The sequence below is a fragment of the Tannerella forsythia genome (assembly GCF_001006485.1).
Lineage (GTDB): Bacteria > Bacteroidota > Bacteroidia > Bacteroidales > Tannerellaceae > Tannerella > Tannerella forsythia.
In genome coordinates this window covers 13,453-33,253 of the sequence record NZ_JUET01000003.1, presented here as the reverse complement: position 1 = coordinate 33,253, position 19,801 = coordinate 13,453, and the positions used below count along the sequence as shown (strand labels likewise).

The following is a 19,801-nucleotide window of genomic DNA, read 5'->3' as shown; positions in this document are numbered from 1 at the left end:
ATGAAAAAAAACATTTCTTTCCTTTCTATTACTCTTCTGATGTTACTCTCTTCGTGTTCTTTGCAGAAGAAAAGTACAAAAGAGGAGATTTACGCGCAGATTGAGCTGGGGAATCATACCCTCGCAAGAGAACAGATTGATCGTGTCATGCAAAATGAGCTGCTTACCGAAGAAGAGCGAAAGGCTTACCTGTTTACCCTTGACTCGTTGCACAGAGTGGAGCTGGATTTCCGGAAGACAAGGTCCGAGGTGGTCGATTGGATTAAAAAGAATTGCGGATTCATGCCTTCCGATTCGCTTTTGAATGCATGGGAACAATCGAATGTGTTGGAATTTCGGACGATTGACGGAGAAAAGCGTTATTTCCGTAATGCTGCGCCCAATATTTTCAGAGTAGATTCCGCGGCACGGGCACTCTCGAAAAACGCCGTCCCCCGGTCGGATACGCCTCGCGATTCGCTCTTGATCGATGCTTTTACAAATAAAACGGCAATCGATACGAAAGGGAAATACTTGCTTCCGAAGAGAACCGTCCGTCTGCGTTATACTCTCACGGTCGAACCTAATGCGGTGGCCGACGGTGAAACGCTGAAAGTATGGCTTCCCTTTCCCCGAAAAGATATAGAACGGCAGACAGATGTTAAACTGTTGTCGACGACGCAGGGAGCGTACACCTTGTCGGACGACCGTACCGTCCATACAAGTCTGTATATGGAACAACAGGCAAAGAAAGATCAACCCGCCGTCTTCGGTTTCGAGGCCGAAGTGACGTCGCGTGGCGAATGGTTCGATCTGTCGGAAATTACGGTGAAGCCCTATAACGAAAGGAATGAATTATTCATGACCTACACGGCCGAACGGGTTCCACATATCCGTTTTTCGGCGGATATTCGCCAATTAACCGACAGCATCACGCGCGATGCCCGTACGTCGGTCGAGACTTTACAAGCCGTCTACGCCTATATCACGGCTCATTATCCGTGGGCGAGTGCGCTGGAATATTCGACGATTGCCGATATACCTGCCTATGTGATCAAGAACCGCAAGGGCGATTGTGGGCAGGTCGCCTTGCTGCTGATTACGATGTTGCGTTATAAGGGAATCCCGGCTCGCTGGCAGAGCGGATGGATGACGCATCCGGGAGAAGTGAATCTGCACGACTGGGCGGAAGTATATTTCGAAGATACGGGATGGGTACCGGTCGATGTGTCGTTTGGACGTGGCGGACCTGTAGCGATCGCTCCCGGACGATTCTTTTTTATGAGCGGTATCGACTCGTACCGGCTGTATATCAATTCGGACTATTCGGGCGCGTTCTATCCCCCGAAAGAGTTTCCGCGAAGCGAAACGGTCGATTTTCAACGAGGCGAAGTGGAATCCCGCCATGGAAATCTTTATTTCGACCGATGGGAGTATGATATGGAAATCACGTATCGGTAAAAAAGAAAGGTTGGTTAGACATACTGCGACTAAAAAAAGGACGCGAGGAGCGCGGGGAGGCGTTTCAAAAAAACGTATCTTTGCGATGTGGAATTAAAAAACAACAGGAACTATGAATAGAATCAACAGAAGAACAGCCATCAGGACAGTATTGGTCGGCGGTGCGGCCCTCGCAGCCGGCGGTGTGGAAACGATGGCGCAGACAAAGCGGAAAGACCGGACAGCGGCAAAAAAAGAACCCCTCAAAGGAAATATCCGTCACTCCGTAAGCAAATGGTGCTTCGGCGATTATCCGCTCGATGAGTTTTGCGTGATATGCAAAGACCTGGGCATCGAATCCATCGAACTGTTAGACCCGAAGGACTGGCCGGTCGTTCAACGTCACGGTCTGACGGTCGCCATGGCGCAAGGAGCCGGATTGGGAATAGACCGCGGATTTAACGATCCGTCGCTGCACGACGAACTTGTGGCGAGCTACGAGAAAGTGATCCCAATGGTGGCCGATGCGGGATTGAAAAACCTGATCTGTTTCTCCGGACGGCGCAACGGCGCGACCGATCTGCAAGGATGGGAAAATTGCGCCAAAGGACTCGGGCGCATTATGCCGACAGCCGAGAAGTACGGCGTGACCGTGTCGATGGAGTTGCTTAACAGCGTAGGCCACAAAGATTATCTGTGCGACCATACGGTTTGGGGCGCGGAACTGTGCCGGCGTGTCGGGTCGCCCAATTTCAAGCTGCTTTACGATATTTATCACATGCAGATCATGGAAGGCAATATCATCGACAACATCCGCAAGTATCACGAATATATCTCCCATTTCCATACGGGAGGTAATCCGGGACGTGCCGAAATCGACGAGACGCAGGAACTTTACTATCCGGCCATTATGCGGGTGCTGTTGGAGATCGGGTATAAAGGTTTTGTCGGACAGGAGTTCGTGCCTAAACAACCGGACAAAATCGCTTCGCTCGAAAAATGTATCCGCATTTGCGACGTGTAAGTAACAGAACCGTCGGTATGTGGAGAAGGGTGCATTATATATAAACCGCGAATGAAACAATAAAAAAACGAATGAAACCGATTACATTATTTTATCTGGAGAACTGCCCGTTCTGCAAAAAAGCGGAAGCGGCGATCGGCGAGCTTCAAAAGCAAGACCGATACAAAGACATTGAAATCAACCGGATCGAAGAATCCGTACATCCCGAAATTGCCGAAAAGTACGATTATTACTACGTCCCGACATTTTACATCGACGGGAAGAAAGTGCACGAAGGCGGTATTTTTCCCGATGAGGTGAAGGCGCTTTTAGAAAAAGCATTGGAGGCGTAGCAGCCTGTTTCGTCCGGAAACACAGTTCAAACACACCGGTGTGAATCTTTCCGGCCATGGCCGGAAGGATTCTTGCATTGAGCTGTGCTTTCCCGTTGCGACGGAAGATTGGAAAACATTACGCTACGATTTTTCAGGAGATCATGACAGGGGTATCTCTTCTTTTTACCGATGGATAAACGTCCGTACAACTCCGTCTCCCGGTTCGACCATAGTTACGGCGAAGCCTTTCTTTTCAAGCAGCTCGATCAGCGGAACGGGTGGAAAAGGGGCGAGCAGTTCCATACATTCTCCGGCTTGTAAGCGGTTGGCTTCTTTCATTACAAGCTCTTTTGGATGTTCACCTTTTTCGAGCACAGGGCGTACATCGAGGGTAAAAGTGATTGCTGTGGGGGCTTTTCCGGCCAACGCTACGCGAGCGTTTTCGCTTTCGATAAGCAAATTTTCGTCCGAAATGGATTGTCCCGCCGCTCGACGCAACGTATTGACCATCTCTACAATATTTGCATTCCCTACTTTGGCTGCCTGCCGGAGCGAAGTGACTTGAGCAACCGTGCGGCGCAGGACGGGATTCTTCAGTGTCGCAAAGGCGGGAGAGAACTGAAGGAGCAACTCCTCCAGTTCGGGGTAATGCGTCAGCAGCTCGCCCACCTTGGTTTCCGGTGTAATCAACGGTTTATTTCTGTGCATAAGACAAGAGCCGTTGATCGCCTTCGAGAAGGCGAAGTTGCGTAATATCTTGCGTTACTTCCACCACACCCAGATAGTCGCCGTTTTTGTTGCGCACGGCAGTATATTCGATGTAGATGAATCGTCCCATGAAATTCGAGAGCCAGAAGACAGCCTTGTTCTCTTTGCCATTCTTGAAATCGGTCAGAATCTGTTCGACGATGTGTACGCTTCCGGGCGGATGACACATGCGCACGTCGCGTCCGATGATGGAACGGTTACGCTCGAACACCCGGTTGGGGCTGTGCGAGAAGAAACCGACTTTATCATCCTTATCGACGAATGTAATGTCGATAGGCAGATGAATGAAGAGTGCTTCCAACTCTTCGATGCTGAATACACCGGACGAGAGGCGGATGGCATCAGCCGTGATGTATTCCTGTTTTTCGATCTGTACGCCGTCGGGTCTCCACTCGTCGGTAGGATCGAACAGACAGTAACCGAATTCGGGTGTTTCCTGATAAATCTTATACCATTCTTCGTCGGTAAACGTATCCATGGTCATGGGCAACAGGATTTCTTCTTCTTTCATGATCATGCCGGAAATCATCTCGATTGCCGGATCAAGTACGAGCTGTACGATCGAATTCAGTTCCTCGGCGCTTCGGAAAGGAGTCGCCAGCGCTTCGAAGGAGCCTTTGAGCAGTTCGCGTATCTCGTCGTGCTTACCCCACATCACCTTGGGAGGCCCCGTGATCTGATGCTTTTCCAGATACGGAAAAATAAGATATTCTTTTCGTTTATAATGCTTGTCGATGTCGGCCAGACTGTTGAAGACGGCACGCAGTTTCAAGGCTTGGTCGGCCGCCTGCGCGTCAGTCAGCTGCGCGTCTTCGTTCTTCAGCACCTCGTACCGGTCGAGTTGCTCGCGGATAGCGCGGTTCTCACGCTTGAACGTATCGACTGGATGTCCCGCGGGGATCGGCTTGGCGCCGCGTTGGTCGATACTTCCGTCGAGTACGGCCGTATGCAGGTCGCAAAACGCGAGAATTTCATCTTCGCTCAGTGTACCGCTTTCAATCAGTTCCTGTTCTACTTCCACGACTTCGTTGTACGGAATCGAACTCAGTACTTCTACGAGACGATTACGTAAGACATCAGGGTTGTCTCCTTCATGCAACCGAAGGAGCAAATGCCGCAACATCTCTTTGCGTTGCGACGAGTTATTAATGAATTCACTCATGATTTTTTTTAGATATGTAAACGGATTTGTTTGATTTTCTGCGCCGAAGAGCTTATTTATTCCTCGCCGCGGATCATCGTTAATAACATTTTGAAGCGTTCTATGGCCTTCAGCGCATGCGGATGATTAGCCGGCATGATGATGCAGTCGCCTTTTTTTAATACGTGCGGCACACCGTCGATGCGTATCTCTGCTTCACCGTCGAGCACTTGCACAAAAGCGTCGAAGGGCGCCGTGTGTTCACTCAATCCCTGTCCTTTATCGAACGAGAAAATCGTGATGTTTCCCGCCCGGTTTTTTGTCACCTGTTTACTGATTACGCCGCCCTGCGTGTAATCGACCGAGGCCTCGAGAGCTATCACGGTCGCTTTGTCGAAAGTTGTCATCGTATTTATTTTATGATTCGTTTTACAAGCGCAAAGATAGCTCGATCCTTACCCTGAAAATGTAATCTATGTGACAGTTGGGCGGATTTTTAGGAAAAATTCGGGTTAAAAAGAAAAAAACAGATACCTTTCCGGCAAGGTCAGGCATCTGTTTTTTGGGGAGCATCAGAATCCCGGTGTAGTCTGTTTGAGCAGTTCGTTCGAGGTCAGCTGATTCTTGGGAATTGGGAAGATCGTATTGTCACGCGTATCGACCGGCTTATCCCACCATTCGTTACCATAGCGTTTCCAACGGATCAAGTCGGTACGGCGGTGACGCTCGCCCAGAAATTCGCGTCCCAGTTCGTCGACGAACTCATCCTCCGTCAACTTGGCAGGGTTAGCCTCATAACTGTTAGCAGCCCATTTGTCGGCGGGGAAATTACGCTTCCGCACGGCGTCGAGCATTTTGGCCGCACCTGCCTTGTCGTTCTCGCGGAACATGCACTCGGCTACGATATAATACATTTCAGCCAGCCGAATTTCGGCGACCCAGTTGTTTTGGAACAAGTTTTTGCTTTCGGACAACCACGGAAATTTTATCAGGCGTACCCCGGAATTTTCTTCACCCATATTTACATGTGAACCTTTCGAGGTCCCTTCGGCGCCTTCCGAAAAACGACCTACCTGATCGACATAACTCAAAGGTTTGCCATTGTATTCTTCCGTTCCGTTCACTTTCTCGTCAGTAAAGCCATACCCCTTTTGAGCATCGAAGGCATACTGTTGACCGATCAGGAAGAATCCGTCGTACGTGCCGTCGGCATTCGTGCGGAACGGCTGTTTACGCCGATCGTCATTGCTGAACTTTTCGTAAGGTCTGCCCAATTTATAGGTATATGGTTTCCCCTCTAAATCGCGCGAAGGTGTCAGGTGGATGCCGTTCCAACCTCCCCACGTGTTGCCCAGCGAATAACGCGCCTGATAGTGCATCATGGCATTGTACATCCAACTGAATTCATAAACATTTTTCTTATGTGGGAACACCCACAGATTTTCGGGAGATTGTCTGTCGGTCAATCCATCGGCAAACGGTCCGCGATAATCCTCATCGAGTTTATATGTTCCATACGCCCCGTCGATAATATCCTGTGCTACCTTACGGGCATCGGCATAGCGATTCTGGCCGATCCATGCCTCGGCATTCAGGTATAACCGAGCCAGTAATGCTGCAGCTCCGGCCTGCCCGAATCGTCCTGCCATCGTTTCTTTTGGCAGTGCGGGAATACTCTCCTTTAGCTCTTTTTCAATGTAGGCAAATACTTCTTGTGGCGAGGACTGTCCTACTTTCGTCTTCGTATCCATTGGGATTGGAACGGAACGAAAATAGTCAATCAGAAAGAGATAGAACCAACTCCGCAACGTACGCAACTGAGCAATGTAATTCTGCTTGTCGGCATCAGTCAGACCATATTTGACAAAATCAAGCCCCGTAAAGTCAGCAATATAATTTGTACACTGTCCGATACCTTGATAGGGGCCTACCCATCCGCCGTTGATAATTCCTTCTTCCTCTGTCCATGTATGTCCGTGAGCACGTATCCACTGACCTCCGTCGTATCCGTGCTTGCCTTTCTGCGTCCAGACAAACTGATCGGCAGTCAACTCCTGCAGAATCCAGCGTGAGCCGTCCCAACCGCACCAGTGTCCATGTTCGAAGGGACGGACAAGAGCAGCTTCAATCGAATTTTTATCCTGATAATAGTTTTCGGAAGCAATGTTCGAAAAGATCTCTTCCTCCAGATCCGTACACGCCAGTGCAGCCAATCCCACACCTGCGATCATTAATCCTTTACTTATATATTTTTTCAACATGGTAATTCTGTTTTATAAGATTAGTATGAAATTTGAATACCGAACGAAAGATTCGTGGTAGAAGGATAAACATCCAAATTGCCGATCCCCGGCTCCAGCCCGACGATATTTACCCCTGCCGGGTCGATACCGGAATATTTCGTCAAGGTAAATACGTTCCGTGCCGTAGCATAGATACGCAGGTTTGAAATGTATTTGCAATTGACTTTCGGTGTATATCCCAGTGTAATGTTATCGAGTTTAAAGTAGTCGCCGTTTTCAAGGAAATAATCGACGATCTGCTTTTCTCCCTTAATCTCAGCGTTGCGTGTATAGGCATCGCGGATAAGATTCACTTTAGGCTGAGCTGTCAAACCGTAATACATCTGATACAGATTAAGAATCTTATAGTCAAATTTCCCACGGAAGAAGAGCGACAAGTCGAAGTTTTTATACGTAACGGTGTGTCCCCAAGAAACTTCCCATCGAGGCATCCCATGTCCGAGCGGTACACGATCTTTATCGTTTTTCTGTGAAGCCAGTTTCTTTTCTCCGCCTACGATACCTTCTTTCCAAATCATAATCTCACCCTTTTCATTTACACCGGCATACCGGCCACCTCTGAACGTACCGATCTCCATTCCCTCACCGAGAATCTGTGCACGTCCGGGATTACCGGGCGAAGGTAGATCATACACGTCGCGGTCTTCCCCTTTAAATTCGTCGTTCGACCATGAGTCGATTTGCGTTTTAGCCCACGACACATTCAAGTTCGTCGTGTAATTGAATGTCTTCGTCTGAATAGCGTTGTAGTTAAGCATTAACTCTACTCCGCGTGTACTCGTAGAAATCACGTTGGTGTACATTTTATCATGCAGATAAGGCGGTACCGATACATCATATTCATAGATCAAGTCGTTGCCTTTGCGAAGGAAAAAATCGAGGCTACCCGACAAACGTTGTCCGAGCAGAGCATAGTCCACACCCAGGTTATACGAGATCTGTTTCTCCCAATGCAAGCTCGCGTTAGAGTTATTACCCGGTCCCCAAACCTGAATCCATTGTCCGTTCCGATCCAAATATTTTCCGAATCCGCTGTAAAGCGATAACGACCGATAGCGTGGGAAACTCGAGCGCCCCGTCTCACCGTATGACAGACGCAGTTTCAAATCATCCACGATCTCCGTTTGCTGAAAAATGGGTAGACTGCTTAAACGCCATGCCGCCGAAAGCGCCGGGAACAATCCCCACTTATGATCTTTTCCGAACTTGCTGCTTCCCTCGTAACGCAACGAAGCCATCAACAAAAGAACGTCTTTGTAATCGTAATTCAAACGTCCCAGAAAAGCTATGTTCTTTTCTTTCTCTTTTTCCGACCACATTCCCAGACGGCCTTCTTTCGTGTTCCACTGGCCGGTTCCGAGGTTGTTATACTTCAACGCATCCGATGGAAAATCCATATTCTCAGCACCGTATTTTTCCCAGTTAAATTCTTGATAAGAATAGCCCCCCATCAGTTTGATATTATGTACATCCTGAATCGTTGTGTAATAGTTGGTGATCCATTCGAGGGTGTAATCCTCCCATCTTTCGGACTCAAGGCGTGCGCGTCCTTTACGACTGTTGGATATCGATTCCTGATGTGTAGACGGATACCATTCGTAACGTTTTAAGAAGCGTCCCTGACGTGCCACCTTCAACTCCGTATTCAAGTTCGAAAGTATATTCAAACGGGCTGTAAAATCGATCGTACTGTAATCGTTTTTTCCGAAGTTGTCGCGGTTTTTGAGCCTGTCGACGGGGTTCCATGTGTCATATCCCTTCAGAAAAGTATATTTGCCCGGATCTTTCGGATCCATCACCGGTATTGTCGGGTTGAGTTTGACAGCTTGAGAAAAAGCATTATAATCCGTATAATCTTCCTTCGTCGTACGATACGACAAGTTACCGATAATATTCAATAATCCTTCCAGCGTAGTATGATTAAAATTCGCACGTACGCCGTATTCGCGTCTGGCAGAAGCAATGTCGATCGCATTCTTGTCTTTGTAATCGGCCGAGATGCGGTAGATTGCATTTTCGCCTCCTCCGCTCAATGAGATGTGATGCGTGTGTCCGAAATTATTTTTGCGGATCAGTTCGTCGTACCAATTGGTGCGAGCGCCACGGTCTTCGTCTCGCTTGTTTTGCAGAAACTCTTCGGCCGACAGGACATCGGGTTTTCGGTATACTCTATCATGTTCGATGTAAGTATCGTACGAAATAGAAGCTTTGCCCGCTTTCCCCTTTTTGGTCGTAATCAGCAAGACACCATTTGCTGCACGTGATCCGTAGATCGCTGCGGCCGAACCGTCTTTCAGCACGGTAATAGATTCGATATCTTGATTTGCGATCTGTCTCAGGTCTGCCCCGGGCATACCGTCTACCACCACCAGCGGAGCACTTCCCCCTTTAAACGACGTAGAGCCGCGCACCTGAAAGTTATCCATCGGATTACGGTTCGGGTCGGAAATAGCATAATTCGAGATTGTCACTCCCGGTATTTTCCCGTCTATCATCTGTAACGGGTTATTGGCTGCGCCTTGTAGAAAGTCTTTACTCGTCACGGTCGTTACGGCTGAAGTCAGGTTGCGGCGCTCCTGCGTACCGTAGCCTACGACGACGACCTCATGCAGTGCCGCAATATCTTCTTTCATAACAACCTCAATCACCGTACGGTTATTTACCGGTATCGTTTCGGATTGCATACCGACATACGAGACATGCAACTTTCCGTCCGATGCCACGTTGTTCAATGTAAAGTTTCCGTCCACATCCGTAATCGTACCCAGTGAGGTACCCGATATCAGAACCGAAACACCGATTAACGGCTCTCCTTTTACATCTTTCACATTACCGCGAACGGTAATCTGTTGTGCAAACACACTTACGGGAAATGTCCATAACCAAATAAACATCGCCCACTTCATCAGCTTTAATGATTCCCGCTTTCTCATTCTTTCATTTTTTAGACTTGTTAAACAACTTATTATTCTCAATATATGTGCTCTTTATTTTTTATTGTTGAATGCTCTTTACTTGCCGATTGTGGAAAATACGGTTCTTTTTTACAAGTGTTAAGATGATCCCCTCCGAATCGATATTTCTCAATATAATCAGAGATTCATGTATATATACTTTATCTTCTGGGTACGATTTTACCATTCGAACAACCATCTTTTTGTATTTATCATGGCCAATACAAGATGTGAGAAAAACTATTCCTGCATTATACCGATGCAAAAATAAAACAAAACAAGGATATTTTGAAGAATTTTCTCATATTATAGAACATAATTTTGACAACGAGCTGTTGGCAAAGTTGTTTTGATGACAAGTCGTATAAAAAGCACGCATTATATCTCTTAGGCTTGGAAACTTGTGTTAATCTTTTGCAAATATGGGATTACTTCTTCTTTTTCCGTTTCGGATTGGCAGGGAACCAGCCTTTTTTCACACGTTGGGCTTGTTCGAAAATCTCGATAATAGACCAGAAGCACGAAAAAGCGACAACTCCCGCCAAGGTCGATAAGAAAAGATGGTCGAGCAGAACCGATACTCCCGTCAGTGCGAGTCCGGCCGCTAAAAACGCCCACCAGCACCCCGTACCGAAATAATATTCAGCCTTGATGACAATCGGATGAAAAAGTCCGATAATAAGAAACGTTGAAATACCTGTTGTTAACCCCCAAAGGTTGTATGCAGTAAGAAATTCCATGAAGATTTCCGATTTTAAAACGCAATGTTAAGTTTTATGCCGAGCTGCAAAGGTCTGCCCTTTTGCATGAACGACTTGCCGAATGATTTGAAATAGAAAGCCGAATAGTCCGTATCCGTCAGGTTCTTTCCCCATACCTCGAACGAAACGATGCCTTTGCGTATGCCGGCTTGTGCGTGCACGGTAGCATAAAATTTCTGCGAGATATCATTCTGTTCCGTCCAGTAAATATCTCCCGCACCGTTACATTGTGCCGCTGCGAAGCATTGGTCTATCCAGCAATGCTTCAACGATTGAGCGTATTGCAGACCGATGCCGAACGTGTGACGTGGTGTATATGGGATACGACGGCCGGCGAAATCGGTACGTCCGTCGTGATAATTGCGAAACGTAGCATGCGTGTAGCCGTAGTTCAGGTCGGCAGTGAGCGTGTGCGTCAGAACGGCGCGTAATGATCCTTCTGCGCCGTAACTCCGGGCTTTTCCGGCATTCGTCAGGATACGTCCGTTTCCGCTGGCCACGAATTTCGTAACCTGCAGGTCTTCGATATCCATATAGAAAAAGGTGAGCTCGGCATGAAGATGATCGCGTATCAGCTCGCTTTTGACTCCCAGTTCGTAATTCCAGCTCGTCTCAGGACGGTATGTGATCACATCCTTAACGGGCATCAGTTCGGTTTTCGGAATCGACGGCACAAAATTCCGGAACACGTTCATCATATCATACTGCATCCGGGCTTGCATGATGTCGGCCGACATTTGTACATTGTATCCGCCCGTTTTATATCCTTTCGATGCCGAGAGATAGGTCATCGTGCGTGGAGAGCACTCGTATTTTATCGATACCTTCGGCAGTACCTGCCACAAGTCCGACGATATCGATTCGTCGACTACCGAAGCGGGATAAAGGCTGCTGATATCTTTCGGTTCGGGGATTCCGGGTGGCTTTTGCATCGTCAGGTGCATTTTGGATTTGGCGTTGTAATGCAGTTTTTGCTTTTCATAATCGATCCGGATTCCCGCTGTCAACGAAAGTCCTTCGACGAACAAGTTTTTATACGTCGATTGATGATACAATGCCGCGCCGTACGACGGCATGTCGAACGTGCTGGGCATATCGATGGATTTGTCCGTAATAACGAGCGAGGGCATCTCCGGGTTCATCGTTTTCAACCGGTCGAAAACAGATTGCAGATTTCTCTTGATGCCGTCTTCTTTAAATTCGACCGGTGCTTCCGTATGCAGGCCGGTATAAAATCCGTATACTCCGATCGACCACTGATAGTGCTTGCCGCTACGGTTCTTGAGAGAAAATTCCTGACTGACGGCATGCTGCTTCTGTAGCTGATTCAATACAAAAATCGAAGCCGGCGAAAAGTCCTGATCCATCTTCATATCGTCATCGAAGTACTGATAACCGGTCGTCGAAGCGAAAAGGATTTTTTCCGTTTCATGTGTTAGCGAAAGGCTTTGGTTGAGCATTGTCCGGCGATACGATGAAGGGTCATTGATATTTACCGATGCCACGTTTCCTGTCTTTTCGTCGTACAGTCCGTAAGGAAAAGCGCCTTGATCGGCATATTCACCCGAGAGCGAATAAAGGGCTTTCAAACGGGGATTGATCTGCCAGTGCAGTTTCAGATGTCCGCCGGCTGTTTTCTCGTCGTCGGCTTTTCTTCCTGTGTAAACATTTTCAAAAAAGCCATCCCTCCGACTGTAATATGCTCCTATCGATAATCCGAACGAATGTCCCGGCTTCATATAGTGCGATCCTTTAACACGAAGCTCTCCGTAATTCCCATACGAAACCGAAAACTTCGTGCCCTGATAGTGGAGGGGCGAAAGCGTATGTATGTTGATAATCCCTCCCATGGCATTGCGGCCGTAGAGGGTTCCTTGCGGACCTCGCAACACCTCGATGCGCTGGATATCCGGCAACTCAAAATCGAAAGTGCTCTTATCCGGATAAGGAGCATGATCGACATATAAACCGACTGTTTGACCGCTACTTCGTGCACCAACCCCTCGAATATAAATGGCCGATGTCAGTTTAGCCCCATAGTCGGGAATATACAAATTCGGAACAAACGAGCGAATATCTTTCAACGATTGCATTTGACGACCTTTAATCTGTTGGGGGGTAAAGATAGAAACGGCACCCGGAAACGTGCGTAGATCGTTCGTTTCTTTCATCGAAGAAGTGATGACTATTTCATCGATATTATACGTTTTCAGCGTATCGGGTTGCACATTCTCCTTCTCTGCCCATACCGACTCCACCGACATACCCATACACGCAAGCCACACCAGCCAATAAAATTTTTTCATCCTTAAACTTTTTTGAGTTGCAAAGGAATATAAAAACGTCTGTTACGACAATCACTACATGTAGTGATTTTTTACTTTTTGTCCGGTCGTGTTTTTTTTATACAGTTGTCTGTTTGCATGTTAAGGATTTGATGAGAGAACACGAAAAACCTCATGCTATCCTCACATGCTTCTCTTTATTTTTCAGTCGGGTAATTAATTGGGGTAAGTTGATTTTTTCAGCTTCAAAAAAACAGTTCATATTTTGTCGCATTCCTCATCTCGATTCTTTCCGACATTCTTTGTCTTATCCTCGGCAACAAAGATGTTTTATCACTTACAGACAACTGGATAGTTTCCTGAACGAGAGAGGACTTTCTGATTGCTTCCGTCCAATGACATCATCACGATGCCGAAGTCCATCATATCAGTTCTTCTCGAAGAAAATAAAACAGACTGTCCGTCCGGCGTTATTTCAGGATTCTCATCTCGATATTCCGCCTTTGTCAATCGAGTCTGTTTGCTGCCATCCACATTCATAATAAAGATTTCAGGTTTGGCATTTTCCCATGACACATAGACGATTTTACGCCCGTCCGGTGTCCATTGTGGATTCTGATTTCCATGGGGGGGCCAACCCGGCCACTTTCGTGGCGAGACCGTAAAAGTAAGCTGTTTCTGATTTCGTCCATCACTATCGGCTATAAACAGTTGCGCTTCTCCCTCGCTCCCTTGAGCAGAATATACGATTTTATCTCCTTGTGGAGACCATTTCGGAGAAGAACCATTATGAATAATCAATTGACTGTTGCCCCCGCTGATATCCATTTTATAAATAGAATGACAGGCTTCCGTCGAAGCGCAATAAGCCATATATTTTCCATCCGGAGAAAAACTCATCGTGCATATATCACCTTTTGTTTTCAATGATTGTCGCGTATTTTCCGTCATATTGTACAAGATCAAATCGTGCTTTCTAAAGCCTTCACCCGAATACTTGACATACGCGATCTGCTTGTCATCAGGCGACCAGGCAAGATGGCCGAATTGTGCCGCTTCGGTTGGACCTATATGATCGATTAAAGAGAGGCCTGTACCGTCCGTATTGACGATATACAATCCGTATTCACTACTCATTCCAACGGAATTGTCCGGATTAGTCCACGTTTTGAAATTGACGGAAGCGAATAGTAATTTTGTCCTGCTGTGAGAACACACGGGCTTTTGACATGCCACTGTTTTATCAACTATTTTTCGCAATCCTCCTCCTGATTTATCCATAATACAGAGACTCCGTACCGAACTACCGTCAGTGATTCGAGCAAGGAATGCTATTTTTGCATAATCCGAGGAGGGAACGATAGGAGTTTCGTCGTTCGGATTTTCAACCATGTCGCATTGGGAACAAGGTAAAAAGGCATCCCATGCTGATTAAAAAAGACGCAATTTTATTCATAACTGTTTATCATTTAATTTTTACCAATGTTTAATTTGTTTTTTACGGATTTCAGTTATCCCTCAAATATACGCGTTTGGTCTGTTTTATACAAATATTTTTTTTGCTTGATATTGTTAAAGTGTTGTATGATTAAGTTTTATATGCGTAAAAACAGAGAGAGAAAATGTTGGAACTATTGGAGGAAACGGTCATTATTTTGCAGGTTTTTGGAAAACTTGGTCGAGGGAGAAAAAAGTAAAAGCAACTTTTTTACAAAAGTTGCTTTTACTAAGATTTTAATAGGTATTAGTTTCTAAGGCAAAAAGATTGTTTAGGTTATCACACGCAAAATAACGGCGAATCACACTAATTCACAAATAAATTATTATATTATAAAACATGTTTTGGGACTTGTTTATTTCCCAAACCCTTTTTCACTACTCGTATTTCGGTGGAATCTGACAGCCATTCCCCGTGCTGAATCAATGATTTGTCCGTTGCAGTAAGCCAAAACCCCGTTGACAAAAGTCTTTTGAACGGCATGATGAAATATTTGCCCTTCCATGGGCGACCACCCGCAATGATACAAGCTGTTTTCGGGTAAAACAGTCCACGTCGTGTCCGGATCGACTAATACAAGGTCGGCATAGTATCCGGGACGGATGTATCCGCGGCGGTCGATACCGAAGAGGCTCGCCGGATGATGGGACATCTTTTCCACTATTTTTTCGGGTGTGAAGACACCTTGATAGGCCAATTCGAGCATGGCTGTCAGCGAGTGTTGTACCATCGGTCCTCCCGATGCCGCCACAAGGCACGAACCCGCTTTTTCAGATAACAGATGTGGAGCGTGATCGGTTGCTACAATATCAATCGTGTCGTCCGCTACAGCCGCACGTAAGGCTGTGCGATCGGCCATGGTTTTGACGGATGGATTCCATTTGATGCGATTACCGTAGGCCGCATAATCTTCGTCGGAGAACCATAAATGATGGATGCAGGCTTCGGCCGTGATCTTTTTTTCTTCCAGTGGTTTGCTGTTATCGAACAGCTTAAGTTCTTTCGCTGTCGACAGATGCAATACATGCAGACGTGTCCCCAATTTATCGGCTAACTCTACAGCCTCTGACGACGAAGCATAGCACGATTCTTCGTCACGTATTTTGGAGTGGAAAGAGGCTTCTAATTCCTCACCAAACAGGTTGATGTAAAACGATTTGTTGCGCCGGATGATCTCTTCTTTTTCTGCATGGACAGCAATCAGCAGGTCTGTTTCTCCGAAAAAACGACGTAGCGTATCCGGACGATCTACTAACATATTACCGGTCGAGGAGCCTAAGAATAACTTCAACCCGGGGAGCCTTGTTTGATCAAGCTTGTGAATTTCTGTAAAATTATCGTTTGTGCCTCCGAAGAAAAACGCATAATTAGCTACAGAAGTCTCAGCCGCACGTTGCATCTTCCATTCCCATTCGGACAAGGTGACTGTCTGAGGCTGCGTATTGGGCATGTCCATGTAGGTCGTTACTCCTCCGGCTACGGCCGCACGGCTTTCGCTGGCAATGCAGCCTTTGTGTGTCAGTCCCGGTTCGCGAAAATGTACCTGATCGTCAATCACGCCGGGCAACAACCATTGCCCCGAAGCATCCATGATCATCGCTCCTTTCATGTCTGCCTCCGAAGGGAGGCTCTCTCCTTTGTAAATTGCTGAAATAAAATCTCCTTCAATCAGCACCGAACCGATGTATGAGCGCCCCTCGTTGATGATCGTGGCATTCCGGATCAAGGTTTTCATGATGCTTCTGTCTTTTTTCCGTGACCGATAGCTGCATGATTCTTCTTCTGCGGATATTTGCGAAAGAAACCTCGCCACTTCAGTTTCAATACTCCGAATAAGGCTTCTCCGAAGATGGATGTGTTCATTTTCGAGGTGCCTAACACGCGATTTACAAAGATAATCGGCACTTCTATAATTTTGAAGCCGCACCGGTAGGCCGTATACTTCATTTCGATCTGGAAAGCATAGCCTTTAAAACGTATCTTGTCCAATTCGATGGTTTCGAGCACTTCCCGACGATAGCATTTAAAGCCGGCTGTTGTGTCACGCACTTTCATACCGGTCACGATACGCACATAAGTAGAAGCATAATATGACATGAGCACCCGTCCGAGCGGCCAGTTCACGACATTGACCCCGTTGCAATAGCGCGAACCGACTGCTACATCGGCTCCCTGTTCCGTACAAGCTGCATACAACCTCGGCAGATCATTCGGATTGTGGCTGAAATCGGCATCCATCTCGAAAATGAAATCGTAACGATGTTCTATCGACCATTTGAAGCCGCATATATATGCTGTTCCCAAACCTTGTTTGCCGGATCGCTCAACGAGATGCAATTGCTCCGGAAACTCGTTCTGAAGTCGTTTAATAATCGCGGCTGTGCCATCCGGCGAGCCGTCGTCGATAATCAGGATATGAAATGCTTTCTCGAGGCCGAAAACGGCCCGGATGATGTTCTCGATATTTTCCTTCTCGTTGTACGTCGGAATAATGACAATGCTATCCGTTTTCATACATTATATTTATATATGCTGCGAAATCTGATGCCTGAACTTTTTCAGAGGAGGCGTTGTTTTTATTTGCTTCACAAAGGTAGAAAATAATTTTTGAAGGCCTACGGATTGGAAGATATTTGTTAAAATTTTATTTTCTTACTCGGCTTACTCTCGTTATGAAACCGGTCGAGGGCTGTCACAACGTACGTATATCTACCCGTAAGGTCTGATATGATGCGGTAGGATGGCTCTCTCGTCACGGCAAGAATGGCAGAGGCTCGCCCGGTGTCGCACTTTTCATTTTGAGCAAAACGGTAAACGACGTAACGGAAGACTTGTTCCGGATGACCGGAATGCTGGGGAGCATCCCATCGCAGTATGATCCCGTCGGTAGCACGTTCGATCCGTACATTACGCACGGCATTGGGGGCTTGGGCGTGCATGTGTGTATAAGGAGGGATCAACGCCGGATAGCGGTGCCAGATACGTTTCAGGCTGTCTACCACTCCACCGTTGTTCCAAAGCAGTTCATTGGCAGGCCAGAGCACATGCCCCTGTACGTGTTTCAACTCGCGTTCTTCGAGCATCTTGGGGGTAAGCTGTCGGGCTTCCATTGTGCGCTTCACACTTTGTCCGATATAAAGCGGGACATAGGTTTTCTGATTATCCCACCAGCGAATTAAGGTTGTATAATCGGCCGATTTATGTCCGATCTCCCAATAGAGTTGCGGTGCACAATAATCGACCCAGCCTTTTTTCATCCAGAGCAGGACATCGGCATACAGATCGTCATAATTTTGCAGTCCGCGCGTGTCGCTTCCGTGTTTGTCGGAGCTTTTGTTGCGATAAATTCCGAAAGGACTGACTCCGAACCGTACCCATGGTTTTGTTGCAGTGATGGTCTGCTTCAGTTCTTGAATGAGACGGTTCACATTGTCGCGCCGCCAGTCGTTCCGGTTACTGAGGGTATAACCTGCCGGTTTGCCGTAGCGTTCGAAGCTCTCGGCATCGGGAAATTCTTCGCCTGCTACCGGATACGGATAGAAATAATCGTCGATATGAATCGCATCTACGTCATAGCGATATACGATATCTCTTACCACTTGTCGGATAAATCTTCGGCAATCCGGAATCCCGGGGTCGAAGAGTGTCAATCGGTTGTACTTTACAAACCACTCGGGATGAGTGTTGCAGATGTGCGTATCGGCAAAATCCGTAAAGTCGGTGGTTCCGGCACGATACGGGTTCAGCCACGCGTGAAACTCCATTCCACGGCGATGACAGGCGTCAATGAGGAACGCCATCGGATCAAAATCCGGCTCGTCCGGGGCAACCCCTTGCGTACCGGTCAGAAAACGGCTCCATGGTTCGTATTCGGAAATATAAAACGCATCGGCTTCAGGACGTACCTGAAAAAGGATCGCATTGATGCCGTAATCTTTCAATCGGTCAAGCCGTTCATTCATCAGTTCGCGGAAGGCTTGGGCCGAGAGGGTACGGTAGTCGTTCTGATGGACTGTCTGAATCCATGCTCCGCGAAATTCCCGTTTGGGATACAGCAGTTTCTCCTGCTTTATCATCCGTGAAGTACCACATGATGAACAGAGGACAAGCAAGCCGAACAGAAGAGGGGAGAGAGAAAGTTTGATATTCGATAGACGACAGTTATTTTTCATTGTTTGCATGTTTTTGTATTCGATGATCTGAGGGTGATTTTTTAACGATAAATCATGTTTTTTGTTTTGTTTCCGATGGATTCCGATTCGATCGTTTCGATGGGGTGAAATCCGCTTGAATCACTTCTTCCAGCCCCTTACGCAAGTTGTATGACGGTTCAAAACCAAGCGCTTCGTGTAACGGTTGCACGTCACAAATCCAATTGCGCTGTTTTAGAATATTATACTTGTCGGTATTGAGGGTCGACGGACGGTTTCGCAAACGGCTGATTCTTTCGGAGCAGAAACATACGAGATACGCGAGTCTTAATGGGATACGCGCATGAAAAACATGTTTCTTCCGAAGCAGTTCCTGTATCAATCCGGCAAATTGCGTATCGGTATGGACATCGCCGTCGGCAACAAAGAAGTGGCGGTCTACGATCTCCTTATTTTCCAATGCGAGGAAAACGGCTTTGGCCAAGTCTTTCACATAAATAAATGTGAGCCGCTGAGGGATTTTTCCGACTTTAAAGTCGAATCCCGAGCGGATACTTGCGATGGCCATTCCGTAATCTTTGTCGCCCGGCCCATAGACGCCGGTAGGTCGGAGAATGATATAGGGGAATGCTTTCTGTTTTCGCACATAACTTTCGGCCAGCAATTTACTTTTTCCGTAAATGGTATCCGGTCTCTGCGGATCGTCCAGCGAGATGGGGCGGAATGTTTGCTCATCACCTTTGCCATAGACACTGAGACTGCTCATCAGCAAGAATTTTTTCGGATGTTCGCCGGTTGCAGCCAAGGCTTCGAGCAGGCGGCGTGTGTTTTCGGCGTTGACCTCGAAAAAATCGGCCGGATGCACGGCTTTGGTCAGCCCCGCGTTATGCACGACAAAATCCCATGCTCCGTACACCGAGATATGCTCCTGCAGTTGTTTGGTCAGCATGTCGACATCGTTGTAGCGAAGATCAATACAATGTATTTGGTTTTTCGGCAAACGGTTCAGCGAGCTGCTTTTACGCACACCGGCCCACACTTCGTAGCCTCGTGCGAGGGCTTCCTGAACGAGAAAACTCCCGATGAATCCGCTTGCTCCTGTAATCAATATTTTCATCGCAACAAAGATAAGCACTTTTAGCCTACAGAAACAAGATAGGCTATGAATATTTTGCGGTGGTCT

At 47.1% G+C, this 19,801-nt stretch carries 15 protein-coding genes; 3 read left to right on the top strand and 12 right to left on the bottom strand.

What is annotated here, in order from left to right; all coding sequences use genetic code 11:
* From Tanf_RS00215 to Tanf_RS00205, 3 genes are all read left to right on the top strand, one after another.
* The gene (locus Tanf_RS00215; RefSeq protein WP_052448944.1) at positions 1-1,440 is read left to right on the top strand and encodes a transglutaminase-like domain-containing protein; all 1,440 of its coding nucleotides are present in this window, start codon (positions 1-3) and stop codon (positions 1,438-1,440) included.
* A gap of 112 nt (positions 1,441-1,552) precedes the next feature.
* Positions 1,553-2,443 carry a hydroxypyruvate isomerase family protein gene (locus Tanf_RS00210; RefSeq protein WP_046824476.1) on the top strand — a complete coding sequence of 297 codons (891 nt, stop codon included), beginning with the start codon at positions 1,553-1,555 and terminating at the stop codon, positions 2,441-2,443.
* 59 nt (positions 2,444-2,502) lie between these two features.
* Positions 2,503-2,775 carry a glutaredoxin family protein gene (locus Tanf_RS00205; protein WP_257123024.1) on the top strand — a complete coding sequence of 91 codons (273 nt, stop codon included), beginning with the start codon at positions 2,503-2,505 and terminating at the stop codon, positions 2,773-2,775.
* A 165-nt stretch (positions 2,776-2,940) separates the two neighbouring features.
* Here Tanf_RS00205 and Tanf_RS00200 read toward each other — a convergent pair whose 3' ends face one another.
* The 12 genes from Tanf_RS00200 to Tanf_RS00140 all read right to left on the bottom strand — a co-directional run bounded on the left by Tanf_RS00200 (position 2,941) and on the right by Tanf_RS00140 (position 19,735).
* On the bottom strand, positions 2,941-3,465 hold the full coding sequence (locus Tanf_RS00200) for a DUF1858 domain-containing protein (protein ID WP_046824474.1): 525 nt from the start codon (positions 3,463-3,465) through the stop codon (positions 2,941-2,943).
* Positions 3,452-4,687, bottom strand: coding sequence for a DUF438 domain-containing protein (locus Tanf_RS00195; RefSeq protein ID WP_046824473.1), 1,236 nt, complete (start codon positions 4,685-4,687; stop codon positions 3,452-3,454). Before Tanf_RS00195 ends, Tanf_RS00200 begins: the two co-directional genes overlap by 14 nt.
* A 56-nt stretch (positions 4,688-4,743) precedes the next feature.
* Positions 4,744-5,073, bottom strand: coding sequence for a cupin domain-containing protein (locus Tanf_RS00190; protein WP_014225770.1), 330 nt, complete (start codon positions 5,071-5,073; stop codon positions 4,744-4,746).
* Positions 5,074-5,238: 165 nt separating this feature from the next.
* On the bottom strand, positions 5,239-6,927 hold the full coding sequence (locus Tanf_RS00185; RefSeq protein ID WP_046824472.1) for a RagB/SusD family nutrient uptake outer membrane protein: 1,689 nt from the start codon (positions 6,925-6,927) through the stop codon (positions 5,239-5,241).
* A 20-nt stretch (positions 6,928-6,947) separates the two neighbouring features.
* A complete protein-coding gene (locus tag Tanf_RS00180; protein ID WP_052448943.1) occupies positions 6,948-9,902 on the bottom strand; it encodes a SusC/RagA family TonB-linked outer membrane protein in 2,955 nt (984 codons plus the stop codon).
* 449 nt (positions 9,903-10,351) lie between these two features.
* Positions 10,352-10,663 carry a DUF4491 family protein gene (locus Tanf_RS00170; protein WP_046824470.1) on the bottom strand — a complete coding sequence of 104 codons (312 nt, stop codon included), beginning with the start codon at positions 10,661-10,663 and terminating at the stop codon, positions 10,352-10,354.
* Between the two features lie 14 nt (positions 10,664-10,677).
* Positions 10,678-12,990 (bottom strand): TonB-dependent receptor, encoded by a 2,313-nt coding sequence (locus Tanf_RS00165; RefSeq protein WP_046824469.1) that lies wholly within the window; start codon positions 12,988-12,990, stop codon positions 10,678-10,680.
* A gap of 312 nt (positions 12,991-13,302) precedes the next feature.
* The gene (locus Tanf_RS00160; RefSeq protein ID WP_211346873.1) at positions 13,303-14,106 is read right to left on the bottom strand and encodes a PD40 domain-containing protein; all 804 of its coding nucleotides are present in this window, start codon (positions 14,104-14,106) and stop codon (positions 13,303-13,305) included.
* Between the two features lie 716 nt (positions 14,107-14,822).
* A complete protein-coding gene (locus Tanf_RS00155) occupies positions 14,823-16,202 on the bottom strand; it encodes a dihydroorotase (RefSeq protein WP_371706639.1) in 1,380 nt (459 codons plus the stop codon).
* A complete protein-coding gene (locus Tanf_RS00150; RefSeq protein WP_046824467.1) occupies positions 16,199-16,981 on the bottom strand; it encodes a polyprenol monophosphomannose synthase in 783 nt (260 codons plus the stop codon). The genes Tanf_RS00155 and Tanf_RS00150 overlap by 4 nt, the downstream gene beginning before the upstream one ends.
* A gap of 122 nt (positions 16,982-17,103) precedes the next feature.
* Complete coding sequence (locus tag Tanf_RS00145; protein WP_046824466.1) at positions 17,104-18,648, bottom strand: glycoside hydrolase family 10-like protein; 1,545 nt, start codon at positions 18,646-18,648, stop codon at positions 17,104-17,106.
* 43 nt (positions 18,649-18,691) lie between these two features.
* Positions 18,692-19,735: an NAD-dependent epimerase/dehydratase family protein gene (locus tag Tanf_RS00140; RefSeq protein ID WP_046824465.1), complete on the bottom strand. Its 1,044-nt coding sequence runs from the start codon at positions 19,733-19,735 to the stop codon at positions 18,692-18,694.
* Positions 19,736-19,801: the final 66 nt, after the last annotated feature.